The organism is Sphingobium sp. SCG-1 (genome assembly GCF_002953135.1).
Taxonomy (GTDB): domain Bacteria; phylum Pseudomonadota; class Alphaproteobacteria; order Sphingomonadales; family Sphingomonadaceae; genus Sphingobium.
In genome coordinates this window covers 601,913-625,546 of the sequence record NZ_CP026372.1, presented here as the reverse complement: position 1 = coordinate 625,546, position 23,634 = coordinate 601,913, and the positions used below count along the sequence as shown (strand labels likewise).

The 23,634-nt window shown below is 56.5% G+C and carries 23 protein-coding genes; 12 read left to right on the top strand and 11 right to left on the bottom strand.

Annotation, left to right across the window (positions count from 1 at the left end; genetic code table 11):
- Positions 1-48 precede the first annotated feature (48 nt).
- Genes C1T17_RS02790 through C1T17_RS02780 form a run of 3 tightly spaced genes read left to right on the top strand, consistent with a single transcriptional unit; the run spans position 49 to position 2,338 of the window.
- Positions 49-1,104 carry an NAD-dependent epimerase/dehydratase family protein gene (locus tag C1T17_RS02790; RefSeq protein ID WP_104952114.1) on the top strand — a complete coding sequence of 352 codons (1,056 nt, stop codon included), beginning with the start codon at positions 49-51 and terminating at the stop codon, positions 1,102-1,104.
- A complete protein-coding gene (locus C1T17_RS02785) occupies positions 1,101-1,919 on the top strand; it encodes an SDR family NAD(P)-dependent oxidoreductase (RefSeq protein WP_104952113.1) in 819 nt (272 codons plus the stop codon). Before C1T17_RS02790 ends, C1T17_RS02785 begins: the two co-directional genes overlap by 4 nt.
- A gap of 47 nt (positions 1,920-1,966) precedes the next feature.
- Positions 1,967-2,338 (top strand): hypothetical protein, encoded by a 372-nt coding sequence (locus tag C1T17_RS02780; protein WP_104952112.1) that lies wholly within the window; start codon positions 1,967-1,969, stop codon positions 2,336-2,338.
- 301 nt (positions 2,339-2,639) lie between these two features.
- On the opposite strand, the gene C1T17_RS02775 is transcribed toward C1T17_RS02780, so the two are convergent.
- Together C1T17_RS02775 and C1T17_RS02770 are read right to left on the bottom strand one after the other, a co-directional pair.
- Entirely contained in the window at positions 2,640-3,497 is an 858-nt protein-coding gene (locus tag C1T17_RS02775; protein WP_104952111.1) for a CmcJ/NvfI family oxidoreductase, read from the bottom strand.
- A 48-nt stretch (positions 3,498-3,545) separates the two neighbouring features.
- Positions 3,546-4,397 carry a CmcJ/NvfI family oxidoreductase gene (locus C1T17_RS02770; RefSeq protein WP_145958940.1) on the bottom strand — a complete coding sequence of 284 codons (852 nt, stop codon included), beginning with the start codon at positions 4,395-4,397 and terminating at the stop codon, positions 3,546-3,548.
- A gap of 325 nt (positions 4,398-4,722) precedes the next feature.
- Between C1T17_RS02770 and C1T17_RS02765 the strand changes: the two genes are divergently transcribed.
- From C1T17_RS02765 to C1T17_RS02750, 4 genes are all read left to right on the top strand, one after another.
- Entirely contained in the window at positions 4,723-6,093 is a 1,371-nt protein-coding gene (locus tag C1T17_RS02765) for an MFS transporter (RefSeq protein ID WP_104952109.1), read from the top strand.
- A gap of 439 nt (positions 6,094-6,532) precedes the next feature.
- Positions 6,533-9,088 carry a TonB-dependent receptor gene (locus C1T17_RS02760; RefSeq protein ID WP_104952108.1) on the top strand — a complete coding sequence of 852 codons (2,556 nt, stop codon included), beginning with the start codon at positions 6,533-6,535 and terminating at the stop codon, positions 9,086-9,088.
- 189 nt (positions 9,089-9,277) lie between these two features.
- Complete coding sequence (locus C1T17_RS02755; RefSeq protein ID WP_104952107.1) at positions 9,278-10,273, top strand: aldo/keto reductase; 996 nt, start codon at positions 9,278-9,280, stop codon at positions 10,271-10,273.
- Between the two features lie 684 nt (positions 10,274-10,957).
- Positions 10,958-11,641 carry an SDR family NAD(P)-dependent oxidoreductase gene (locus C1T17_RS02750; RefSeq protein WP_104952106.1) on the top strand — a complete coding sequence of 228 codons (684 nt, stop codon included), beginning with the start codon at positions 10,958-10,960 and terminating at the stop codon, positions 11,639-11,641.
- A 116-nt stretch (positions 11,642-11,757) separates the two neighbouring features.
- Here the strand turns inward: C1T17_RS02750 and C1T17_RS02745 are convergent, their stop codons facing one another.
- The 6 genes from C1T17_RS02745 to C1T17_RS02720 form a co-directional block, all read right to left on the bottom strand.
- Positions 11,758-13,065 carry an amidohydrolase family protein gene (locus C1T17_RS02745; protein ID WP_104952105.1) on the bottom strand — a complete coding sequence of 436 codons (1,308 nt, stop codon included), beginning with the start codon at positions 13,063-13,065 and terminating at the stop codon, positions 11,758-11,760.
- Between the two features lie 132 nt (positions 13,066-13,197).
- A complete protein-coding gene (locus tag C1T17_RS02740) occupies positions 13,198-14,166 on the bottom strand; it encodes an NAD-dependent epimerase/dehydratase family protein (RefSeq protein ID WP_104952104.1) in 969 nt (322 codons plus the stop codon).
- A 42-nt stretch (positions 14,167-14,208) separates the two neighbouring features.
- Positions 14,209-14,841: a hypothetical protein gene (locus C1T17_RS02735; RefSeq protein WP_104952103.1), complete on the bottom strand. Its 633-nt coding sequence runs from the start codon at positions 14,839-14,841 to the stop codon at positions 14,209-14,211.
- A 10-nt stretch (positions 14,842-14,851) separates the two neighbouring features.
- Positions 14,852-15,280 carry a nuclear transport factor 2 family protein gene (locus C1T17_RS02730; protein WP_104952102.1) on the bottom strand — a complete coding sequence of 143 codons (429 nt, stop codon included), beginning with the start codon at positions 15,278-15,280 and terminating at the stop codon, positions 14,852-14,854.
- Entirely contained in the window at positions 15,273-16,169 is an 897-nt protein-coding gene (locus C1T17_RS02725) for an acyl-CoA thioesterase (RefSeq protein ID WP_104952101.1), read from the bottom strand. The genes C1T17_RS02730 and C1T17_RS02725 overlap by 8 nt, the downstream gene beginning before the upstream one ends.
- 64 nt (positions 16,170-16,233) lie before the next feature.
- Positions 16,234-17,466, bottom strand: a complete 1,233-nt coding sequence (locus tag C1T17_RS02720; protein WP_104952100.1) for a CaiB/BaiF CoA transferase family protein — start codon at positions 17,464-17,466, stop codon at positions 16,234-16,236.
- A gap of 259 nt (positions 17,467-17,725) precedes the next feature.
- Here C1T17_RS02720 and C1T17_RS02715 point away from each other — a divergent pair, with 259 nt between their 5' ends.
- The 4 genes from C1T17_RS02715 to C1T17_RS02700 are packed head-to-tail and all read left to right on the top strand — an operon-like array spanning position 17,726 to position 21,032.
- The gene (locus C1T17_RS02715) at positions 17,726-19,093 is read left to right on the top strand and encodes an acyclic terpene utilization AtuA family protein (RefSeq protein WP_104952099.1); all 1,368 of its coding nucleotides are present in this window, start codon (positions 17,726-17,728) and stop codon (positions 19,091-19,093) included.
- Positions 19,090-19,398 (top strand): DUF4387 family protein, encoded by a 309-nt coding sequence (locus tag C1T17_RS02710; RefSeq protein ID WP_104952098.1) that lies wholly within the window; start codon positions 19,090-19,092, stop codon positions 19,396-19,398. The genes C1T17_RS02715 and C1T17_RS02710 overlap by 4 nt, the downstream gene beginning before the upstream one ends.
- Before the next feature lie 41 nt (positions 19,399-19,439).
- Positions 19,440-20,252 (top strand): coniferyl-alcohol dehydrogenase, encoded by an 813-nt coding sequence (locus tag C1T17_RS02705; RefSeq protein WP_104952097.1) that lies wholly within the window; start codon positions 19,440-19,442, stop codon positions 20,250-20,252.
- Positions 20,253-20,264: 12 nt separating this feature from the next.
- Positions 20,265-21,032, top strand: coding sequence for an SDR family oxidoreductase (locus C1T17_RS02700; RefSeq protein WP_104952096.1), 768 nt, complete (start codon positions 20,265-20,267; stop codon positions 21,030-21,032).
- Between the two features lie 216 nt (positions 21,033-21,248).
- On the opposite strand, the gene C1T17_RS02695 is transcribed toward C1T17_RS02700, so the two are convergent.
- From C1T17_RS02695 to C1T17_RS02685, 3 genes are all read right to left on the bottom strand, one after another.
- Entirely contained in the window at positions 21,249-21,701 is a 453-nt protein-coding gene (locus tag C1T17_RS02695) for a zinc-binding dehydrogenase (RefSeq protein ID WP_104952095.1), read from the bottom strand.
- Between the two features lie 90 nt (positions 21,702-21,791).
- Complete coding sequence (locus tag C1T17_RS02690) at positions 21,792-22,049, bottom strand: alcohol dehydrogenase catalytic domain-containing protein (protein ID WP_104952094.1); 258 nt, start codon at positions 22,047-22,049, stop codon at positions 21,792-21,794.
- Between the two features lie 2 nt (positions 22,050-22,051).
- The gene (locus C1T17_RS02685; protein WP_104952093.1) at positions 22,052-23,152 is read right to left on the bottom strand and encodes a phosphotransferase family protein; all 1,101 of its coding nucleotides are present in this window, start codon (positions 23,150-23,152) and stop codon (positions 22,052-22,054) included.
- Here C1T17_RS02685 and C1T17_RS22070 point away from each other — a divergent pair.
- Positions 23,132-23,566 carry a MarR family transcriptional regulator gene (locus C1T17_RS22070; RefSeq protein ID WP_145959041.1) on the top strand — a complete coding sequence of 145 codons (435 nt, stop codon included), beginning with the start codon at positions 23,132-23,134 and terminating at the stop codon, positions 23,564-23,566. The genes C1T17_RS02685 and C1T17_RS22070 overlap by 21 nt on opposite strands.
- Positions 23,567-23,634 lie beyond the last annotated feature (68 nt).

The following is a 23,634-nucleotide window of genomic DNA, read 5'->3' as shown; positions in this document are numbered from 1 at the left end:
CTAAACTGGCGATGATCGGCTAACCTATAGAATAAGGGGGAACGACACATGTCTAAGACTGTATTGGTAACCGGGGGCACCGGTTCCGTTGGAAGCTGGACCATCGTGGAGTTGCTAAAACGTGGTTATTCCGTCCGCACCACGGTGCGCAGCTTGGACAAAGAGGCGGGCCTTCGCGAGCGGATTGCCGTTGAAGTAGATCCGGCCGACCGGCTATCTTTCTTTGCAGCTGACCTAACAAGTGATGTGGGATGGGAGGCCGCAGTGAACGGCTGCAACTATGTACTTCATATCGCTGCTCCCGTTGGCGTCCAGGCTCCGCGCAATCCTGATGATCTGATTATTCCTACTCGAGACGGCGCCCTTCGCGTAATTCGCGCGGCCTGCACCGCCAAAGTGGAACGCGTCGTACTGACTTCTGCAGTCGAAGCCTGCAGACCTCTCATGAACAGTCCCGACGGCATCTTCGATGAAACGGTATGGACGGATGTGAGCGATCCCGATCTCGGGCCGTACCGCATTGCCAAGACATTAGCGGAACGAGCGGTCTGGGCATTCATGGCAAATCAGAGTGGGCCAACCACCCTAAGCACAGTCTTGCCGGTGGCCGTCGCCGGCCCTACTCTCAATCCCGACAATCATCACTCCACAGCACTGGTAGAGCGCATGTTGAACGGCAGCTTGCCAAGGTTCCCGCGCATCGGCTTTGGCATAGTCGATGTCCGCGACGTTGCGGACCTGCATATCCGTGCCATGACCGTTCCGGAAGCCGCAGGGGAGCGTTTCATCGCTGCAAGTGAATTCGTCTGGTTGGCCGATGTGGCCAAAATATTAAGATCGGAACTCGGGGAAACCGCAAAAAAAGTGCCCACTAAGCAGATGCCGGACTTCATGCTTCGCATAGTCGCATTGTTTCAGCGCCCGATGCGCTTTGTAGTACCGACGATCGGCCGCAGACATGATTTCACATCAGCCAAGGCTCAAACCATATTGGGTTGGAAGCCACGCCCGGTAGCGGTGACATTAGTCGATTCCGCCAGAAGCGCCATCGCTGTCGGTGCTGTCCGAACACGCGTTACTTTGATCCAGGAGAGAACGACATGAATACTTCAGAAAGTCCGAAAAGTCAAGTTCATGACACGGTCAGAGGCTTGGCTCTCATTACTGGCGCATCCTCGGGTATCGGCCGGGCCTTCGCCCGGCGCCTCGCTACCGACGGATATGATCTCATAGCGGTCGGCCGTCGCCGTGATCGGCTTGATGAACTGGCCGCCGAATTCCCGAACAACGAGGTCACGCCGTTGGTAGCGGACTTGGGCACAAATGAAGGCATCGATGCGGTCGCCAAGGCGATATCGGCGAGCGCATCGCTCACCATGCTCATCAACAATGCGGGGGTAGCGCACTATATGTCGTTCGTCGATCTGCCGCCCGACAAGGCAAGCGAGTTGCTTCACGTGAAGGCAGTTGCTCCGGCAATGCTCGCCAGAGCCGCGGTGCCCGCCATGGTCACAAAAGGCCGTGGGACAATCATCAATGTATCGGGCATGCTCGCGTTCGGAGCCTCGGCGCAACTTGGCCCTGCTGCGGGCCGAGCCACATATGTTGCAACCCTAGCGCATATGGTCGCCTTCTCGCAGGCCCTGGACGAAGAGCTGAAGTCCAAGGGCATTAGGATACAGGTGCTATGCCCCGGCATCGTCGCAACCGAATTCCATGAGCGCCAAGGAATGGACCTTAGCGCACTTCCGCGCATGTCGGCGGAAGACGTGGTCACCGGTAGCTTGCGAGGTCTTGCCCTTGGCGAACTCGTCTGCGCTCCAGGCGTCGAGCGAGCCGATCTGCTCGAGGCAGTAGTCAGCGCCAATCTTGCGGCGTTTGCCGCACAATCGCCGCAACTAGCAGACCGTTATCGTTGAGAGAACAAATTGGACGCCCTCGTCAGTAAGCGAAGAGAAGGATAGATATGACGGCACACAAGATTTTGGCTCATGTCACTTTCGGTTGGTTGATTGCGGGCGGCGTGATTCACTTTCTTATAGACGTGGTGTCGTTCTATTGGAGAGGCATGCGCGCGCCGGGTGCTGCAACTACGCTGTTTTACGGGCTGCACAGTACCTATTCGCTGGGCCAGATCCTGTTTGGCCTGATGGGACTTCTCATCGTGCGACAGGCCCTGCCCTTGTTGGGAACATGGCCTGCGCTTTCCCTGTGCGCTATCGCAGCAGCCGGCTGGTTTGCCATCATCCTCATCTTTTCAGAATATAAACAGCCGCTGTTTTGGGTGATCGGCTTCGCGCTACTGCTGGCCGGCACGGCCGTCACCGCAAAAACATAGCCTGATACATTGGTTTTTTTCTCATTGCCGTGACGAGAAGAGGTTCATAGCCGCAACCGCCAGTTCCAGGCCCTCCTCTGCTAGCGCATAATCCATCAGACGGAATCCTGGATGTTCTTGGAGCGGAAAATCTGATTCGACATGTCAGATGGATGAGGATGCCGGCCTTGGCATGACAAAGTCCATCTCAGAGAATTTGCGTTCACGGGTAATTGCAGCGCTTGATGCTGGCATGCCTCGAGGCGCGGCAGGGGAACGTTCCTGAGTTGCGGCGGCGAACGCGGTTCGATCGAATTCCGCTCTAGGTCGACCAAGCAACATAGGCCCGCAACTCAAAACTGGAGCGGCGTGTTGCGTTAGCCGGAGCAGTCTTATCCAGAAATGCCCCGTGACCTACCATTCTTGCTTTGTGTGGATCTGAATCGAAGGTTTTAAATATAATCACATCGTCGCGCTTCATATCACTAAAGTAAACCCACCTGTGATCCGGATTAAAGTGCAGTGCTGCTGATTCAGTAACTCCCGGGATATGCGGGTATCGTACATCAGTAGGGAAAATATCCTCGGGCATCAGAGTGCGCGCGTCGAGGACCGCGAGCGGAGCGTCTACCGGCGCTGCAGGCGAAAGGGAACGCCATACCTTTATGAATGCCCAACGGCTAATATCCTTTGTCCTGTCGGGAAGCTCCTGCTCAACGGCATACAGGGCACCATTTTCAGTAAAATCCAAGTGCGCCATAAAGGCTGCGCCGCCTTCGCTCTCTTGTGGTTCGCTGCTCCGGAAGTTCCCCGCGGCTTCCGGGAATTCCACTATGTCGGCCCCGGTCAAGGACTGAAAAAAGGCGCGGAGTTCCTTCTGATACACGTCCCGGACTTGTTGCTTATCTTTGAAATCAGTCACCGCGCTCGGATGATGCCGACATATGAACCCCTCGCGGTCGAGGTCAAGATCGGGAGAAATGCTGCTGCCGTCCAGCAAAGTCACGATGTGCGGCTCGACCTGAAGTGATTTCATGGCGTTCCTGTTCGGGTTACGCCCATTAATGTTTGAAGCCTTGTGAACTACGGTGGGCTCGCCCTTTTCTTGCGTCGCACCACAGAAATTCATCTCGATTTCAACTACTCGGAAAAGAGGAATCTGTTCAAGAACTGGTGCCATATATCTTCTCCCGACAATGTATTGCTCCGCAATTATCAGGGCCAGGGCCTAGTCATACCAGCCTACAAAGGCACGCAGCTCATGGCTTGTGCGCCGAGCAGCGTCCGCTGGTGCCGAAGGATCCGTAAAGGCTGTATGGCCTATGGGGACATTCTTGGCGGCGTCGGAATCATAGGTCTTAAACACCACGACATCGTCACGCGTCATCTCGCTGAAATAAATCCAACGATGGCCGGGATTATACCGAAGCACGAGCGTTTCATATTTTCCAACATGATCAGAATTGGTATCGACGGGGATGTAATCCGCCAGATCTACCGACTGCCCGTCAAGAAAAGCGAGCGGCATGTCTACCGGTGCTTTTGGTGACAAAGCTCGCCAGATCTGGTAGATGCCCCAGCGACGAACGCCTTCTAGTCTGTTGGGAATCAGACGAGAAATCGTTTCGACAGCGCCGGTCGTGCTGAAGTCGATATGTGGCATAAGAGCACCTCCGACTTCGCCTTCTGCAGGCCGGCTACTGCGGTAAGCTCCTGTACTATAGGGAAATTCTACAAGGTCAGCGCCTAAGATCTTTTTAAGAAGCAACGAAACTTCGGGAAAGTAGATGTCTTTTATCTGTTCTTTGTCTTTGAAATCAGTCACTGTGCTCGGATGATGAAGAAGGCTGAAACCCTCGCAGTCTAGTTGAGGTTTAGTTGCAATGCTGCTGCCATCCAATATAGAAACCGTGCGAGGCTGAATGTTCAAAGCATTGAGTGAGCGCTCAAGATCGGATTCTTTATCTTCGTGGCGCTTTGATTTTAGATATAATTGAGGCTTGACATCCATTGCACCGCAGTAATTTAGTTCAACGTTAACCGTTCGTGATCGGCGGTGTTTTTCCGCTAGCTCTGCCATACATCCCTCTTGTATCGTCTGTCGATGGTCCCGCAGGACCGCGTGCACCTGACCACGCTGAAACTCGGTCATTAGATGGCATTATTCTCTCATTTAGAGATATAACTTAATTCTTTGGATGGCAATCGCTGATGATATGTCCAGCAGCGGCACAACTGAGGCCAGTGATGTGCAGGCAAGATGCCGCCATACAGGAGCCATATAACGCTATAGATCGCCGCATTTGAGCGAAGAAGTTTCCGCTTTAACTAGCGATTGCCACTTAATCTAATCCCTCATATGGAGAATAATGCGCATAGAACAAAGAATATGCGTTGGTTAACACATGTGGGAAGCCGACCACTTTGAGCATGTCCGTATAGCGAGCAAGACAGAGAGCGAAACCACTATGCCCCATTCGGCCGTTGCAAACACGAACGCACCAAGCGCCACTCCGCAGGCGCGATTTGGGCGGTATTGGACCTTGGCTGTCTTAACGATAGTTGGTTTTCTCGCAGCCGTTGATCGACAGGCGTTTACTGTTCTTCTCGTGCCCATGCAGGAGCATCTCCAAGTCAGTGATAGCGCTATGGGGCTGTTAAGCGGTAGCGCCTTTGCTGTGGCCCAAGCAGTCTTTGCAATTCCCTTGGCGTGGCTGGCGGATCGTACCAATCGCCGCAATCTTCTCGCTGCCGCTGTTGCCATCTGGAGTCTGGCAACCGCAGTTAGCGGATTGATGGGCGCCTTTCTCACGCTTCTACTCGCGCGCTTGGTTGTCGGTGCAGCTGAAGCTGCACAAACACCAGCGACGGTCAGTTTAGTGTCCGATCTATTCAGTAAAACCCGGAGAGGTACTGCTTTCATGTTCGGGGGCGTTGGCACGGCCCTGGGTTTCGCCTTCGGCTCTTACGCAGCAGGGATTATCGCTGATCGATATGACTGGCACGTGGCTCTCCTCGTGGTCGGGCTGCCTGGATTGCTGGTCGCTGCACTTATGTTTCTGACTGTCTCGGAGCCGCTGCGCACGGGGAGCCAGAATATCAATGCCAGTGTGATCCAAAGCGCTTCGATACGTCAACAGATGAAGCAGTGCTTTGCTATTCCAACCCTGCCCCCGTTCATCGTCGCTTACGTCGCCATGATGGCATCCTATGTGGGATGGATCGTCTGGTTTCCTGCCTTTTTGATGCGCGTACATGGTCTTAGTAGTTCAAAGATGGGCGCCGTTTTCGGTGTTATCATTTTGTGCAGTGTCGTCTCCGCTATGTGGGGCGGGCCCGTCAGCGACATTATCGCGCGGCGTGGCGCACGGTGGCGGGTCTATTTCCTTATGATCGTGACTTCGATCTCAATACCCTTTCTGTTCGCATCCACCTTGGTGCCGACCCTCACAATGACTTTGATATTGAATATCACCTATGCACTGCTGTCCGGCTGTCTTGTACCGGTCGCGACCGCGGCATATTCGTCTTTCTCACCACCAACGAAGAGGGCTTTTATTGCAGCGATCATTTATTTGTGCGGCGCGCTTTTTGGCTCCGGAACAGCACCCCTAATCTTTGGCTTAATCAACGATGCACTGACGCCAAGTTTGGGAAGCGAAGCAGTACGGTATACCTTACTTCTCTCACCTGTCTTGCTCATCGTGTCCGCCTTTTTCTTCTGGGTCGCCAGCCGCACGGCAGACGACGACACCGCTGCTGCAGATAATGCTTAGGGTGTTCAGCGAACCAACGTGTTAATTACATTTTGGACGTGTTCTGGCTGATTCTTACCTCGTCGAAAGAACACACGGCTTATCCGACGCCATCCGTCAGCTTCAAACTGAGAGCCGATTCCATTCCTCTCCCTTTTTAGGGGACATTCGAAGTCGCGGCTCCGTACCGGATAAATTGAGATTAATGGTAGGCAGGAGAGATCAACTTCTTGCTCAGGATCTCGATCTTTTTTGGCAAGGCCCATTCTGATTGAGCTGCATAAGGTGGCGCCTCTGGGCTAGCCCGAGCTGCGGCCTTGGTCACCGTGGAGCCGAACTCCTACTGCGAATTTCGGTCATATTTCCCTTATAAAGGGAATTATGTTGACAAAAATGCTGTCATGCCATTGTTTGACGGCGTACGAATCGGCGAGAAACGCCGTCATAAGGGGGAGGAAAAATGATCACTTGGAAATTGCTATTAATATCCACTGCGGGCTCAGTCTTAGGGCTTTCTGTCAGCGCAACGGCGTTGGCGCAAAGCGCCGATGCAGCACCACAGGAGGCTGGCCGTCAGGCATACGGTCTTGTTGATATTATCGTTACGGCGCGTAAACGCGAAGAAAGTTCTCAGAGGGTTCCAATTGCGATCAGCAACATCAACGCCGAACAGCTTTCTGGCCTGGGCATCACCAGGCCTGAACAGTTGGCCACCTATGTGCCGGGCCTGGTCTTCCGTAGTTCTGCATCCGACACATCGGTGCGCTTTTCGCTCCGTGGTCAGGTAAGCAGTGACAATCTGCTGACAATCGCCCCCGCCGTCGGTGTCTATGTGGATAATGGTAACGTTCCCCACCCTATAGGTCTCAATGGTGCCATGTTCGATATCGCCCGCGTCGAGGTTCTGAAGGGACCGCAGGGCACTCTTTATGGCCGCAACACGACGGGCGGCGCCATCAACATACTTACCCGTGGCGCGGACTTCGGAAGCGACCATGGCTATGTGGCGATCGAACTTGGGAACCATGAATCGCGCAGATTGTCCGCTGCGCTCAATACCGCCCTTGCCGAGAACATACTGGCGCTACGCGTCGCAGGCCAATACTGGTCGCGCGAAGGCTTCGGCACTTCTCTTGTGACGGGCCAGAAATATGGTGGCGACCGGAACGACGTGGTTCTTCGTGGCTCCCTGTTGTTCACCCCTAGCGAAACGGTGACAAGCACATCAAAGCTGGAATATGTCAAAATGGACCGCGGAGGCTACTTCAATCAGTTGGTCGCTATAGCGGGTCAGGCGAGCAGGACCGAAATCGGGCTTGAATCCGGCTGCGCCACAAGTGTCGGCAACATCACGCCCACAAGCCCGTCCTTTAATCTGCGTACGGCGTTGGCTTTTGGAGGATGTTCGTCTGCGGCCCTCAACAATGCCCTTAACACAGGCAGCATATTCAAGAACAACGCTAATGCCAATAATACCGAGATAGCGGAAACATGGCATGCAGTTCAGGATATGACGTTCGACCTGTCCGACGACGTTCGGGTACGGTCGATCACTTCGTATCACAAAGCAAGCTATATTCAGACGGCTGACTTCGATGGATCTCCCTTTCAGATCCTCGAATTTTTTGCGGGTACCGGTGGCGGTGTGCAACCTGAAGTTCGCTACGTCTCGGATGGCGTCAATCCCATTCCGGGCGGGACGAGCGTCTTGCCCAACGGCACCGTGGTAGGATTTCCTTTCGAATATGGCCTCCCCCAAGGACCCACCCAATCCTATTATCAATGGTCGCAGGAATTTAACCTTGGAGGCAAGGCTGTAGACGGCAAGTTGAACTGGCTGGTCGGCGCGTTCGGATCCTATGATAAAGGCTTTGGCTCCGAGCCGAATGTCGCCTTCTCGGCGGCAACCGGAGGCGGCGTCGACGCAGGATCGAACACCACCAAGATCGCGAGCAAGAGCTGGGGCATATATACGCAGAACGACTTCCAGTTCACTGATCAGTTCTCGGTAACGGGCGGTCTCCGCTATAGCAGGGACTATCAGAATCTCGACTCCCAGCCTCTGAACTTCAATGCGGTAACCGGAGTTTACACATGTACTGGTGTTCCCCCCGCAGCAAATACCCTAGCGCCTTCTAACGATCCCACTGCCTGCCCGATTGTCAGCAACAGCATTCAGGCTGGCGGTTGGTCCTATTTGGCCAGCGTCAATTTCCAGGCAACGCCGGGCATCCTGGTGTACGCTAAGACATCACGAGGTTTTCGTGGCGGCAGTCTGCAGTTGCGCAGCGCATTTCTGCCTGGCGCGAACCCGGAATTCGCTACTGACTACGAACTTGGCCTCAAGGGCGATTTCCTCGACAGACATTTGCGATTAAACCTTGCAGCTTACCACACCAAGCTCAAGAGCAAGCAGGAATCAATCACGGTTCCATCTTGCGACACGTGCAGTTCCACGAGGACTATCATCTTCAATGCTGCCGACGCCCGAGTAAACGGGTTCGAAGCAGAAGCAACGGCTGTCTTGGTCCGAGGTCTGACGCTGAATGCTTCGGCAGCGATGGTCGACAGCAAATACACCAGCTGGGCTAATGCGCCCGACCAGAATACCGGCGGCACGTTCAACGCTGCCGGTCTCCCGTTCCGTGAGCCCAAATATACCTATACTCTTAGCGCGCGGTACGAAAACCAGATCGGCGCTGGCCTTGCTTCTGCATCACTGACCTGGGCTTGGCAAAGCCGTGGCCGTCTTACACGGCTTCAGTTCCCGCTTGATGGCTCTTTCCCGATCTCCGAAATTGAACGGCTTACAGCGGCGCGCGGCTTACTGAGCGGTCGAATTGACTATAATCTTGCCGACCATGAATTGATTTTCGCGGTGTCCGGAACCAATCTGCTCAACGACAAATATCAGTTTGGTCCATTTTTCAACAAGTCCCTAGGCATCGGAACGGCCAATGCTGCGGAACCCCGCATGATCGTGTTCAGCATCACCAAAAAATTCGGCGCAGAATAAACAAGAAGCTGAACCATACTTATAGTAGGCAGCATCTTCGCAAGACGATGCTGCCTACGTACTCAGTGACGAGGCGGATAGCACTTCAAAGTAACAATTCGTCCCTTGCCGATGGGTAAAAATCGTCTTTCGCAGAAAATGACGCTCCGTTGAGCCAGCACTCCGAACTTGTTGAATCAGGAACAAATAATGCGGTCACGACAACTTGGAGTATCCGGCCCGACCGTCGGGACATTTGCGCTTGGTTGCATGAGCATGTCCCCTATATATGGTACACCGGACCGTGAGGATGGCATTAAAACCATTCGTGCAGCGCTCGACGCAGGAATTACGTTGTTCGACACTGCCGACTTCTATGGCATGGGCCATAACGAGCTACTGATCGCCGAAGCGTTGAAAGGTGTATCGCGCGATGCCTTTCAGCTAAGCGTCAAATTCGGATCGCAGCGGGATCCTTCAGGAGCAGTCATCGGCATGGATAATAGCCCGGCTGCACTCAAAACTGCGCTTACTTATTCACTACAACGGCTGAGTGTAGACTATCTAGATGTTTATCGCCCGGCGCGGCTTGATCCTAAGGTGCCGATCGAGGAAACGATGGGCGCCATGGCCGACATGGTGAAGGCGGGATATGTTCGGTATGTCGGGTTATCCGAAGTCGGCTCCGATACAATCCGCCGCGCAGCGGCCGTGCATCCGATCGTAGATCTCCAGATCGAATACTCACTGCTCTCACGTGGCATCGAAGCCGACATACTGCCAACATTGCGCGAGCTGGGAATTGGAATTACCGCATACAGCCTGCTCTGTCGCGGCCTGCTGAGCGGGGGCTGGCAAAAAGATCAGCCATTGGATCGCAACGACTGGCGCCGCAACAATCCTCGGTTTCAGCAAGGCAATATCGATCGCAACTTGGAACTGGTCGAGGCTTTGCGGGAAATCGCGGATAGTCGCGGCGCAACGGTTGCACAAGTCGCCATCGCTTGGGTCGCGGCGCAGGGAGATGACATCGTGCCGATGCTTGGATCGCGACGGCCGGACCAGCTTGCGGAAGCCCTTGGCGCTACCGACTTTGTACTATCCGTTAAAAACCTAGCGGCGATTGAAGCGGCAATTCCGAAGGATGCTGCGGCCGGCGACCGGTACGTCGAGGCAGCCATGGCGCATCTGGACAGCGAGAAATAGAAGTATGTGCGGTGGTAACTTTGGAGGGTGCGCTCACTGTCGCGCCCGCGGCAATGTTGAAGTACATTGAATCGTTTGATACCCTTTGGGCCTGATGCACGGCACGCGCTTCGCTTCACAAAACAACGTTGTTGACGCCACACGAGCATGCGAACGAGCAGCGAATAAGTGAAGACAGGGCTGGTGGGGAACTGCGTCGCCGTTGCAGCCGATGCATGCGGAACCCCTGCGGCAGAGGTTCGCGCTCTTCCTGCACAGCTGGTCGGCTGGGCCTGAGGTCATTAGCGGAGCGGCCGCAACGATGAATCGAAATTGCACCAATGCAGTTCGGTGCCGCCAAGAGACATTCCGATACGGTCACGGCCCAATCCAATATCGGCCGCACCGGAGGCCCGCAATGAACCTATGCAGAACCCACAGAAAGTCACGCCAGCAACACAGGCTTCACGCTGCCACATCGGCATTGGCCATGGCGACTACAGCATGCATATACAGCCATACCGAATTGAGCCCCGGGGTCTTCGTAAAGGCCTTCTTGTGCTCTCATGCGCTTTTTTCTTAGCTCCAAGAAAGGAGCAGAGGCTTCGTGCCGCTGCATCTCTGGCACCCAACTAACGCACCGACGTTTTTAGCCGCAAATTGGATTAAACTCTCCTCAAAGGCAGATGCTGAAAGGCCAATTAAATGATTTCACGTACAGTGATCGTAACCGGCGGGTTTGGAATTTTGGGTCGCGCCGTTGCCAATGCTTTCGCCGCACAGGGTGAGATAGTGGTTCGGGTCGATTATGCGCCTGCACCGGAAGAAGCACTTCCCAAAGGCATCGATTTAGGTGGTGTGGACCTCACGAGCCAGGCAGCAGCGGATGAAGCTGTCGCGAACATCCTGGCCGCGACCGGGCGGATCGACGTGCTTGCCAATGTTGCGGGCGGCTTTACCTGGGAAACGCTAGAAGAAGGAGACAGCACAACCTGGCAGCGCATGTTTGCCATCAACAGCCTGACCTGTTTGAACATGACCAAGGCGGCACTTCCCCCATTGCTGAGGGCACAAAGCGCCCGGATCGTCAACATCGGCGCAAGCGGTGCAATAAACGCGGCTGCCGGAATGGGCAGCTATGCCGCCTCGAAAAGCGCGGTTCACAAGCTCACTGAAAGTCTTGCCGCGGAACTTTTCTCTCAAGACATAACCGTCAATGCGATATTACCGACTATCATTGATACGCCCACAAATCGCGCCGACATGCCTGATGCGGATTTTAGCAAATGGGTTCAACCCCAGGCTGTCGCGGATGCGATTCTGTTCCTTGCCTCGCCTGCAGCGCGCGCAATCACGGGCGCGCTGATCCCCCTCGCCAAAGGTGGTTGACGCAGCTTGATCTGCCGGAGTGCCAGCAGACAATCGTTCGTCCCAACTAAATTCTCGAAACATGGACCGGAAGGAAACATCCTTCCGGTCCATGTTTCAGGGCAAGCTGGGCCTGATCAGGCAGATTCGAACATCTGCTGAATCTCACCTGAAGTGATGGGACGCCGCGCATCCACCACGTTTCGTTCGGCGCCTGCATTCAAACCACCAAGTCCCTGACGCGGCGAGACATCGACATGCTTGCCCCTTTCGCGCAGCGCACCGACGGTGCAATTCTCGCGCCCGCCATTCAATCCATAGGCATCGAAGCTGTAATGCTCCATCGCGTTCCGATGCGTGATCTTGTCGATAATCTTCGCATCTAGCTGATTCACGCAGGCCCAGAGATATTCAGGGCTGTTCGGCCATACGGTATCGGAATGCGGATAGTCGCACTCCCACATAACCATCTCTTCGTTCATGTAGTCGAGATTGGCGACGCCGAACTGGTCATCGATAAAGCAGGTGATGAAATGTTGCTTAAATCTTTCGCTTGGCCGCTTCTTTCCGAGATCGGTGAAGGTCCATTCATGATGGTGCTCGTAGGTGAAATCTGCGCGTTCAAGGAAATACGGGATCCATCCTATTCCCCCCTCGGATAGTGCAATTTTCAAGTTGGGATAGCGATTCCAGAAATCGGCGAACAACCAGTCCGCCGCCGAATTGGCGATCGACATCGGCATGGTCGTGATCCAGGCGTCAATCGGGGATTCGTCAGAAGCATGTTCAGCACGCGCGCCAGTGCCGATATGCGCGTTGATCACAATGTTGTAATCGGCGCATGCTTTCCAAAGCGGCTCCCAATACTCATTATGGATGCTGGGCAAACCTATGCGAGAAGGGTTATCGGGGAAAGTAATGGCGTGGACGCCGAGCTTCGACATACGCTTAATCTCTTCCAGCGTCTCTTGCATGCTCCACAAAGGTAGAAGAATCATGGGAATCATGCGGCCTTTTGCGGGTTCGCACCATTCGTGCAGATGCCAATCATTATAAGCGCGGACCGCCATCAAACCCTCGGCACGATCCGGCTCGTCGATAAAGATCTTACCGGCAGATGTCGGCATAGTCGGAAAGTTAAGCCCACCAAGCATACCGTTGACGTTCATGTCATCGATGCGCTTTTCGAGATTATGTGTCCCCTCCCTGAGCTGCTCGAATTGCGATGGTTCCATGCCATACTCGCTGCGCGGACGTCCGACGACCGCGTTTAGACCGAATGTGGGATAGCGCCTGTCCTGCCACACCCAGAAATCCTTGCCATCCTTGGTCTCCATATGGGGAGCCTTAGCCCTGGCATGGGCCGGATAGTGCCTAAGAAAGGCGTCAGGAGGCTCGATCACGTGGTCATCCACGCTGATCAACACCATATCTTTCATCTCCATAGGTCCATCTCCTTTGAACTTGTTGGTCAATCACACCATTGCCAATGGCCGTATACCTGTCGATACGATGATAATCAACACCCTTTCACTTTTTGGCTCGTTTGCGGATTTTCGTGGAGGAGAATGATGATCTCAATATTGTGCGGTAACGCGATCGAGAGCTGTCGACATGCGGCCTTCCACGATGCTTTGCGGCGCTTTATACGCCAGTTCGCGAAATTCCATCAGGCCGACTTCGGTCAGCATGTCGGTATGGTGGGGGGACCAGTCGAGCTCATGCCGTGACCGCACAGCGCGTGACCGACTGGATACGCTAAGCACGATCAGCGTCTGGTAACGTCCCCATATCTTCATGGCTTCGTCCATGTCCACGCTGCGCGTTTGGCAGCCCATGTCGCGTGCAACGCACTCTGCTATCCAGCGGTTGGGGATCTCGCCTCCCACGGCATGATATAATGCGCCGGCCGTTCCAGACAGCACAGCCTTTACATATAGATCGCAAAGGTCATCGACATGAACGCTGGAATAGAGGTTCAGCCCCTCGCCGACGAAGCATGCCGCACCCGTTCGGGCGACCGACTCATACGTCATCGACACAGGGCCACGCGCACCATATCCCCAAACCCGAGGGGGACGGATCACCATTGCACGGACACCCCGCCTTTCGGCGGCGCGCACAATATTTTCCGTCTCCGCCCGTTTGGCAATCGCCCGGAGAGGCACGAACGGATCGTCTTCGGCAAAGCTGTCCTGGCTCCATGCCCCCATCGTGCGCTGCCCCAGCACACCTGTGCCCGATGTGAAGATGAAGACCTTCCCGGTGCCCTCCAATGCGTCGAGAATGCGGCGAACCGCTGCCTGCTCGGGGTTCATCAGCAGCTGCGGCGCAAAGACGATGGCGTCGAAAGGCACGACGTTCGGGAACGCCCCTTCTTCCACCATATCGCCTGCCAGCACTTTCATGCCGTTTTTCCCGATAAAGGCGATGCGGTCCTCGTCCACATGGCGCGTGAGACCCGTAACGTCCATTCCGGCGCTGGAAAGGGCCTTGCCGACATGCGCACCAAGATAACCGGTCGCGCCGATCACGAGTGTTTTCATGCTGCTATCAATCCTTATCTTTTTAACGGTTATGTCCGCCCGCTACATCGTCTCCCCTCCGCCTTCCCAAATTGCGGCGAACGCGCGCAAAGTGGCGGCAAGCGCGATCGGTTGATCCAGCATCAGATGATCAACGGCGAGAGGAACAGTCGCAAAAGGCGTCCCGGAACTTGCCCATGCCCGCTGTTGCTCCTGAAGCTCCTCGCGCACGACGCGCGAATTTTGTCCCCGTACGAAGGCAATGGCCCACTTCGCCTGAGGAACGAGATCCCAATGATGCGGTCGCTCAAGTTTCGCAGCGATGTTGAGATCGAAACACCATTCCCATCCTTCCCCGGCTTCGGTGAGACTGGCGGCGGCTATATGCCGCGAAATATAAGGCTCCGCATCTTGAGCAGGCGTCAGGCGATAGCGTTCGACTCCCTCTTCGCGCGTACTGAAAACTCGTCGGCGCGGGTCCACGGGAGGCGTTCTGACGTTCGGGCCCAGCCCCACGTCCAGCAACTGAATCCCGGGCGCATTCCGGTTCCCCCATTCCAGAACTTCGATCAACGCGCCTTCTACTTCTACCATGCGACGCAGCGGTTGGTCGGCAGGAGCGGTGCGGAACCATTCCGATCCTTCGACCCCGCTCCTAGCACTGGTCGCATCTGCGATGACGCTCGTGGAACCCATTGAGGTCTTTCTAAAGGCCTCGATCCCGGACCGGCAGTGCGCGAAACAGTGAATCGGGCGACTGCCAGTCGATCCGGACCTGCCTATGTTGGATGAACCAGTTCTTATCCAGCTTGCGGTAACGATCGACATAGACGCCATGATGATCAAGGCCGATGTTGGTGAGGACCGAAAAATATGTCCGCCCGGTGGCGCTGATGCCATCTTGCCCGATTTCGGCACTATGAGTCGATAGATGATGTCGCACCACCTCCAAACGGTCGGAACCGCGCGGCTTAGACAGGTTGTCGATGATCGCCTTGCGACCCTCCATCACTCCGCCTGCTGCGTCCAGAACTCCGTCTTCCAGAAAACAGGCGCTCAACGCTTCGATCCTTCCGCGGTCGCCATCGACGTTATAACGCCGGATGAGCCTGCCTATGGCGTGAAGATCATCCATGACGCTCTTCCCTGTCCGCCAGCCGCATCAGTCCCTCTTGGGAAGCGGAAGCAAGCAGGCGCCCGCCCCGATCGTGCATGCGGCCACTGACGACCCCCCTTCCTCCGCCGGTCCAGACCACTTGCATGCTCCATAAGATCCAGTCGCTGAAATCCGTCGGAGCATGCAATCGGAAGGTATGATTAAGCGAAGCCCAGTGCATCGGCGTGCTCAACCAATGCTTGCCGTGCGGCTGCAACGCAGTCGACAGGAACATGATGTCGCTAAGATAGGCGAGCATCGCCTGCCGCTTGATCGGATCTGCCGGAGTCGGCCCATAAGGGCGAGCCCAGAATTGTTGGACGGGCGGCTGCACTTCGGGCCACATCACGTTCACGACGATCGTCGGGCGCACCTCGAAACCCAGATGCCGCATGCCTTGGGCCTCACTTTCGCTGCCGCCCGCCGCCAAAATCGCCTCGGCCCGCCAGTCCTGCATTGGCCGCAATGTCTCGGGCGGCGGCGCATCGGGCATTGCGTGCTGAAAAGCCATGCCTCCTTCGGATTTATGAAACGACGCCATGGCCGAAAGAACTATTTTGTCGCCTTGCATGCCCTTGATATGACGGCTTGAAAAGCTGCGTCCGTTAGCTGTTCGCTCCACCAGAAAATCGAACGGTGTGGCGCTGTCGCCAGCGTGTCCGAACTGCACCTGAAAGGCGTGGGCAGGTCGATCACTTTCCACTGTTTGCAGGCCGGCGGCCAGGGCTTGGGCTAACAACTGTCCGCCAAAAACACGGCGGCGTCGTCCGTCGGTATGGGCCGAACGGAAATGATCCGGGCCGCACTCTTCAAACGCAAACATGTGCTCGAAAGGTAGGGGCTTTCGAATAGGATTCAGACCATTCATCGCGAGGATAATTTCACACCGAATGACCGATTTGCCTGCCGACCGTCGCGGCCGACATGCAGAATCATGCTATGACGCCCATCGACTTCAGGCGATCGATCTCGTCCCAGTCAATTCCCATTTCCGCAAGAACGAACTCGGTATGCTCGGACGCTTCTGGTGCGCGGGTATTGGCTATTGGCACATGATCGAACTGAACGGGGCTAGCAACCAGCTTGATCTTCCGACCGCCATCCGGCGATTCCACCTCGAAGATGAGGTCGTTGGCAAGTGCCTGCGGATCTTCCGCAACTTCCAACGCGGTTTGATAGGGAGCCCATTGCCCCTGCATGGTGCGCAAATGCTCTCTCCAGTAGGAGAGCGGCTTGGCCTTGAACGCTTTGGTCAGAAGCCTCGTTACCTCCGCCGAATTTGCCATAAGCGCTTCGTAGCTGTTGAAACGTTCGTCCTCTATTAGATCTTCCAGTCCGAGATGGATGAACACATCGGCAAGGTAGCGATCCGGCGTTAGCGTGCTGAGGTTGACATGGCGACCATCGGAGGTCTCAAAGACGTTAGCGAGCGGATTGCCGCCAAGGGTCTGGTTAGCGCCGGGCATAACGTTGTCAAACGGAACATCTTCCGCTTCCATGCAGACATCGATGGCGCACGCTGCGGCCCACATGCCCGTACCGAGCAGCGAAACATCGACTTCCGTGGCTTCCCCCGTGCGCTCCCGGTGAAACAGCGCCGCGGCGACCCCTCCAGCCAGGTTCATACCGCCAATCGTATCGCCATAAGCCGGCCCAGGTTGAGTCAAAGGCCCTCCAAGCGCCTTGGGCGTGACCAGGGTCGCGGAACCGGCGCGCGCCCAGAACGCTGTGGAGTCGAACCCGCCCATTTCGCGTTCGTCACCCTTGTCTCCCAAGGCGGAACCCCGCGCATAAATGATGTTGGGATTGTGCTTGCGGATGTCTTCGACTTCGATCCGAAGCTTACGCCGCACACTGGGCAGATAATTGGTCAGGAACACGTCGCAGTGCCTGACCATTTGATAAAGGAGTGTCAGCCCTTCGTCGCAAGAAAGATCAAGCCCAACGCTGCGCTTCCCGCGATTGGGGTGCTGCATGAACACGTTCCGGTTCATGTCGAGCTTGAAGCGCTGCAGAACCTTGAGGCCGCGCTGAGCATCGCCGCGCACTGGATGCTCGATCTTGATCACATCGGCGCCCCAGTCGGAAAGGACGGCACCTGCCGCTGGAACATAAGTGAACTGCGCCACCTCCAGAACCCGGATACCCTGCATCACCTTCGCCATTATCGCGCACCTCTCCCCGATTCCCAGATCACCTATTGTGCCATAAAACTGTGCCTGCCCCGCCAGTCATTTTCAACACAATTATTGTAATCCTATAACTTATTAGTTAGCGTTGCCGGTACGATGGACGATCCACCGAGTTGATTTCAGACAAAGGTATGAGGACGAGAAATGCCGACCAGCAGATTATGCATTGGCAGCACTGATTGTTTTTGGTGGAGGGGAGCCAGACGGCGCCAGGCAACGCAGGTGCGGCGTGATGCGTGAAAGCAAGATTCTCGCAACGTGTACACTCGGTTTGGGATTCTCGTACAACGGGTTTCGCAACGGCCTGGATCTCGCGCCTGACCTGATCGCCTGCGATGCTGGAAGCGCCGATTTCGGACCCTATTTTCTGGGTACCGGGAAGCTACAGAAAAGTAAGGAAACACTGAAGCGCGATTTGCGGCTGCTGCTGCAGGGCGCGCGCGAACTAGCCATACCGTTCATCACTGGTTCGGCCGGCGGTGCGGGCGCCCGCCCGCAACTCGACGCGCTGGCCGATCTGGTACGCGAAGTCGCGCGCGAAGATGGTTTGAATTTCCGAATGGCGGTCATCCCAGCAGAAGTCTCCAGGGAGCGGATCAGAAATGCGCTGCACAGTGGGCATCTGGCCCCGGTCGGCTCAGTCACGCCACTGAACGATGAACTCCTTGCTGCGACCAGTGCGGCTGTCGCCATGATGGGGGTGGAACCTTTTCAGGCAGCGCTGGAAGCCGGGGCGGATGTCATCATTGCGGGGCGGGCGACTGATCCATCGATATTCTCTGCCGTGGCTATCCGCGCCGGCTTGCCAGCGGGAGCGGTATGGCATGCGGCAAAATGCATCGATAAGGGTTATCTTGCGACCACCCGACCACAGGATGGTTCGCCCGTGCTCGCGACTATCGACGAAAGCGGCTTTACCATTGTGCCGACCCGTGAAGGGTCGGTCTGCACGGTCAAGACCGTGGCAGGCATCACTCTGCACGAGAACAGCGACCCGTTCCGGGTCGTGCAGCCGACAGGGATGATCGACACAGAATTGTCGCGCTACGAACAGATCGACGATCGGTCCGTCCGGGTCACGGGAAGCCGCTATATCGCCACCGAACATCCCACGCTCAAGCTCGAGGGCGCGCGCAGGGTTGGGTTCCGTAAGTTGCTGATCGCAGGCCTGAGAGATCCACGCCTTCTCGAAAGGCTGGACGAGTATATGGACGCCTATCGTGCTGCGATCGCTCGTGCAGCGCGTAGCCTGGGGTTCCAGCCTGACGACTATATACTAAATTTCCGCGCCTACGGGCGTGACGCCGTAATGGGACCGCTAGAGCCGCTGCGCGATCAGGTGGGACATGAAATTGGGTTCGTCGTCGACTTGGTCGGCAAGACCGAAGCCGTCACCAATGCACTTGCCTCACGCCTCGGACCGACAGGATCGCGTCTCGACATTCATGGGCGGATGGGTGGTGGAGGGAACTTCGCTTACCCCTTTTCTCCGAGCATCATTGATATGGGCGCGGTCTATGAATGGAGCTTGTGGCACATCATGGGCATTGAACCCGGAGAACTCACAAGCCTGTTTCCGATTGAAATGGAGGATGTATGATGGCGCGTCTCGACACGGTAGCGACCTATATCAAGAGCGGCAACGCCGGCGCTTCGTTCATCACTTTTGACATCGGTTTCGAAAATGAAGACCAGTTCGACCGGGTACGTAAATCTCCCGGATTGTCCGCTGCTGCGATTGCGCCCTGCTTTAACCTCGACGCCGACGATGTGGCAGTTTTCGCCTATCAACCAGCTCTCATTGTCAAAATAACAATTCCGCGCGCGGGAAGTTCAGGCGGGATCGAGGAGCGCGACTTCGATGGCGTCCAGCAATTTGCTCCCCTCCTCGATCTTGAAGTCTAATAATATCGGCAAGGCTAGGCGGGAATGGCGAGGAGAAAATCGTGACTAAACAAATCTCATATATCGGCAAACGTGTTGCCATCGTTGGTTGCGCTTCGGGCATGGGAGAAGCCTGCGCCCGTTCGCTGGTCGAAATGGGCGCCGAAGTCCATGGCGCCGACATCCGCGCGTCGAGCGTCGAGATGGCCTCGTTTAGCGAACTCGACCTCAAGGACTGGAATGCGATCGACCAGGTCGTCGAAGCGATCGGGGGGAGAATCGATGCGCTTTTCAATTGCGCGGGCCTGCCGCAAACCTTCCCCGGCCAAGACGTCCTTGCCGTGAACTTTCTGGGCCTGCGCTACTGGACGGAACAGTGGGTGCCCAAGATCAAGGAGGGCGGCGCGATCGCGACCATTTCCTCGCTGGCCGGAATGCGCTATCTCTCCCGACTAGATCTGCTGAAAGAAGTCATGGCGAAGGGGCGGCAGGAGTTTCTCGACTGGGCCGCCGCCACTCCCGAGACGGTCGGCGACACTTACAGCTTCGCCAAGGAATTGCTGAACTGCTGGACCCAAGTTCTTGCGGTGGAGCTCGCGCCGCGCCATATTCGCGCCAATATCACCATGCCAAGTCCGACCGATACCCCCATGATCGCCGCCTTTGAGGAACTTGCAGGCGAAGAACGGCTTGCAATGTTCTATGGCCCGGCAGGACGTCGTTCAACCGCGCAGGAACAGGCCGACGCCCTCCTCCTCCTCAACAGCGATCTGGCCGGCTTCATAAACGCGATCTGCCTGCCCGTTGATGGCGGGTTCACCGGCGGTACCGCGGTAGGCGCATTCAAACAGCCCGAATTGTTCAAGGGCAAATAAGGTCATGCGACCATGACCGACCTGGCGGGCAAGGCCTGTGTGGTAACCGGCGCATCGAAAGGATTGGGCCGCGCCTTCTGCGAAGCGCTGATCGCCGAAGGCGCCGTGGTCGCCATGGTGGCGCGCGACTCCGCCCATTTAAGGGAGGCCGCAAGCACGCTCGGCGACGCCGCCCTTGCGGTTCCCTGTGATGTCTCCGATCCGGCCAGCGTTAATGCTGCCTTCGACAAACTGGCTAGGCATTTTGGACGTGTCGACGTGCTCGTGTCCAATGCAGCAACCATGGTCATTTCGCGCGTCGAGGAGGTCTCCGACGCGCAGGTCGCGCGACAGCTTAATGTAAACGTCGCAGGCGCGATCTTCTGCGCACGCGCAGCCATACCCTATTTGCGCGTAGCAGGCGGTGGGGACATCGTTTTCATCGGGTCGGAGAGCGCGAAGACGGCCTTCCCCTATCTCTCTATGTATGCCGCGACCAAAGCCGCGATCGAAGGCTTAGCCGCAGGCTTGCGGGAGGAATTGCGTGATCAGCGTACCCGCGTGACCGCGGTAAGGCTGGGCAGAACCGAAGGTAGCAGCCTGCGCGCAGCTAACGATCCGCAAGTGGTGGAGAAGTTCGTCGGAGCTTTGCACGATGGCGGATACCTGGCGTCGCATACGGGAGAAGCTGTATCGCGCACGACGATGACGCAGATGCTTATCGCATTACTTAAGCTGCCGTCCGATGTTAATGTCGACCTGATCGTTCCACGGGGGCGCTCCGTGCCCATCAATATCTGACATGCTAGTCGCCGTCGGCGTCCATCGTTACCACTATCCGCCCCAGCCCCTTCCCGCTACGCGCCACGTTCATAGCCGTTGCAAAATCGTGGAGAGGACAAATAATTGCAGTTACAGGCGACAGGCCCTTGGTTTCATAGAGTTCGAACAGGGCCGTTAAGTTTGCCGCATAGGCCGAAGGATTTCGGGCGAGCGCTTGCCCTATGTTCACCCCGATCAGCGACGAACCCTTGAGAAGCGGAAGGTTCGCGATAGAGCCCCCGATGCGAAGCCGACCATCAGATGGCGCCCGTTCCAACCCAAATTGCGAAAGGCCGGTTCGGTCGCATCGCCCCCCACGGGATCGAAGACGATATCGACTGGCCGCCCACCATTAGCGTCGCTTACGCGCCTGCGCCATTCAGGATCATGCGTTTCGACGGCTGCATCTGCCCCATGCGCGATGGCAAGAACCCGCTTCTCCTCGGTTGACGCGGATGCAATGACCCTGGCGCCAAGCGTGCTCGCCAGCTGCACGGCAGCAAGTCCGACCGTGCCGCTTGCCCCCAACACGACGACGCATCCCCCAGCGCGAATCCGGCCCAACCGCACCAGAGCCTCATAGGCTGTGACGAAACCGACACGGAAGGCTGCCCAGTGACGAAATCCATCAGGTCTGGCATTACCCATAGCCGCTCGACATCGACATTGGCACTGGCATAGGAAGTGAGAGCCCCGGACGCCGAAACTGCCAGCACCCGCATGCCAATTATCGTCCGATCACCACCCGGCGACTGCTTCCACTATGCCGGCTATTTCCCCGCCCGGAACGAACAGAAGAGGCGGCCGCGTCTGATATTTCCCCGCGGCCGTAAGAACATCGACGAAACTCAGTCCTGCGGCGTGCACGCGCACGCGCACACGCACCTGCCCCACCTCCGGGACACCCGGATTGAACGGGCGCAACACGAAGGTTTCAGGCGGATCATAATCCTCCGCTAGGACCGCCAGCAGCTTGCTCCTTCGCGCGTCCGTCATGATCAATCCGGCACCGGGAGGCCCTCGACCAATCGAGCGATGCGTTGCGCCTCGGCAACGCGCCGGAGCCCCAGACCACTGAAGAAGCATCCGCTCGACGCGGGCAACAGGCCTATCGCCGCCTGTGCACCTTGTATTCCACGATGCAGACATTCATAAGTTGCCAACACCATATAATAGTCGAGTGCTGCAGGATCGGCACCCGTGCCCGCGGCATAATAGGGCGCGAGTGCCTGACGCGTCGGATAGTCATCTACCCGCAGACTTCCATGTTGCGGCACCCGGCACGGTTCTCGTTCATCGCACATAGAGTGAACGAAACCGCCCAGATCGAGCAGCGGATCGCCAATTGTCGCCAGTTCCCAATCGATAAGTGCTGTAACCTGTGCTGGCGGCCCTGGCGCAAAAAGAGCATTGGGCAGGCCGACATCCCCATGCATGATCCCCGGAACGAAGCTGTTCGGCTGATTGGCGCGCAACCAGTCGGTGACGTAGTCGAAGCCCGGGATTCTTCGACCGGGGTAGTCATATAGTTCGGGGTCGCTATCCAGCTGGCTCAGCCAGCGGTCGACTTGCCGGTCGAGAAACCTATCTGGCCTGCCGAAGTCCGCGTGGCCTATTGCCTTATAGTCGATGCGTGCCAGCCGCACGAGGGCATCAACCATCGCGAATGGTACACCATATTTGTACGGCAAGCAGTCGAACGGCGCCATATTGACCGTATCGCCCTCAGTCAGTCCGGGCGCCCACCCTTTGACCCGTTCCATCACGAAGAAGGGTGAGCCAATGACGCTCGGATCGTCGCAACTGCATAGACATGCGGATGCGGTACATCCGACCGCTGCAGCGCTTTCAGGACCCGCGCCTCGCGCATTATGCTCTTGGCGCTGCCAGGGGGGTGGCGTCAACGGCGTTCGGCGCAAGACGCCCTGAGATCCGCCGCGGCTCACGGTGAAAACGGTATTGCTTGTTCCTCCGTGCAGAAAATTGATGATAAGAGGGCCATCGCCAAGCTCCCGCACATTATCCGCTAGCCAGGGATCCAGCCGTTCACGGGGCGCGAGGCTTGCCAATGTCTCTAGATCAGCCTGGGTCGCCTTCATAATAACGATCCTTGGGAGACAACCGCATCACCGGCGCGCAAAGCATCGTTCTCACCTCGATCGTCGCAGCAAGAACGCCTCCCACGGTGTCGAAATATTGCGCGGAGCCTAGGCTATTCGCGGCAGGCCATTCAGCGCATCGTCGACCGTCTGACCGAACTTGACTATGTCGACAGCCGGGAAATTCCCGATCATGCCAGGGCCTGCCTACTCGTACTCACCGATCACGGCCGTGAACTTTATGAAGGTGCGAAGGAGCGGCGCGAGAAATGGAGCGCATCGCTGATGCGCAACATATCACGCGACCAACTTGCCGTCGCCGCCGACACCATCAGACAGATTCGCTTGACGATCGAGGAGGAAATAAGGGCAGGATCAAGCTCCGGTCTTGATTGGCTTATAGTGGAGGAATGACAAGAGCATATCAGGCGATTATGATCGTTATCGCTCAAGTCAGATCAAGCTGCGCTTGCCGCTTCCGC

Excerpts from the sequence above, each read along its gene's own strand:
- C1T17_RS02790 (WP_104952114.1), top strand. The coding sequence starts at position 49 with ATGTCTAAGACTGTATTGGTAACCGGGGGCACCGGTTCCGTTGGAAGC.
- C1T17_RS02785 (WP_104952113.1), top strand. The coding sequence starts at position 1,101 with ATGAATACTTCAGAAAGTCCGAAAAGTCAAGTTCATGACACGGTCAGA.
- C1T17_RS02780 (WP_104952112.1), top strand. The coding sequence starts at position 1,967 with ATGACGGCACACAAGATTTTGGCTCATGTCACTTTCGGTTGGTTGATT.
- C1T17_RS02775 (WP_104952111.1), bottom strand. The coding sequence starts at position 3,497 with ATGGCACCAGTTCTTGAACAGATTCCTCTTTTCCGAGTAGTTGAAATC.
- C1T17_RS02770 (WP_145958940.1), bottom strand. The coding sequence starts at position 4,397 with ATGGCAGAGCTAGCGGAAAAACACCGCCGATCACGAACGGTTAACGTT.
- C1T17_RS02765 (WP_104952109.1), top strand. The coding sequence starts at position 4,723 with ATGTGGGAAGCCGACCACTTTGAGCATGTCCGTATAGCGAGCAAGACA.
- C1T17_RS02760 (WP_104952108.1), top strand. The coding sequence starts at position 6,533 with ATGATCACTTGGAAATTGCTATTAATATCCACTGCGGGCTCAGTCTTA.
- C1T17_RS02755 (WP_104952107.1), top strand. The coding sequence starts at position 9,278 with ATGCGGTCACGACAACTTGGAGTATCCGGCCCGACCGTCGGGACATTT.
- C1T17_RS02750 (WP_104952106.1), top strand. The coding sequence starts at position 10,958 with ATGATTTCACGTACAGTGATCGTAACCGGCGGGTTTGGAATTTTGGGT.
- C1T17_RS02745 (WP_104952105.1), bottom strand. The coding sequence starts at position 13,065 with ATGGAGATGAAAGATATGGTGTTGATCAGCGTGGATGACCACGTGATC.
- C1T17_RS02740 (WP_104952104.1), bottom strand. The coding sequence starts at position 14,166 with ATGAAAACACTCGTGATCGGCGCGACCGGTTATCTTGGTGCGCATGTC.
- C1T17_RS02735 (WP_104952103.1), bottom strand. The coding sequence starts at position 14,841 with ATGGGTTCCACGAGCGTCATCGCAGATGCGACCAGTGCTAGGAGCGGG.
- C1T17_RS02730 (WP_104952102.1), bottom strand. The coding sequence starts at position 15,280 with ATGGATGATCTTCACGCCATAGGCAGGCTCATCCGGCGTTATAACGTC.
- C1T17_RS02725 (WP_104952101.1), bottom strand. The coding sequence starts at position 16,169 with ATGAATGGTCTGAATCCTATTCGAAAGCCCCTACCTTTCGAGCACATG.
- C1T17_RS02720 (WP_104952100.1), bottom strand. The coding sequence starts at position 17,466 with ATGGCGAAGGTGATGCAGGGTATCCGGGTTCTGGAGGTGGCGCAGTTC.
- C1T17_RS02715 (WP_104952099.1), top strand. The coding sequence starts at position 17,726 with ATGCGTGAAAGCAAGATTCTCGCAACGTGTACACTCGGTTTGGGATTC.
- C1T17_RS02710 (WP_104952098.1), top strand. The coding sequence starts at position 19,090 with ATGATGGCGCGTCTCGACACGGTAGCGACCTATATCAAGAGCGGCAAC.
- C1T17_RS02700 (WP_104952096.1), top strand. The coding sequence starts at position 20,265 with ATGACCGACCTGGCGGGCAAGGCCTGTGTGGTAACCGGCGCATCGAAA.
- C1T17_RS02695 (WP_104952095.1), bottom strand. The coding sequence starts at position 21,701 with ATGGGTAATGCCAGACCTGATGGATTTCGTCACTGGGCAGCCTTCCGT.
- C1T17_RS02690 (WP_104952094.1), bottom strand. The coding sequence starts at position 22,049 with ATGACGGACGCGCGAAGGAGCAAGCTGCTGGCGGTCCTAGCGGAGGAT.
- C1T17_RS02685 (WP_104952093.1), bottom strand. The coding sequence starts at position 23,152 with ATGAAGGCGACCCAGGCTGATCTAGAGACATTGGCAAGCCTCGCGCCC.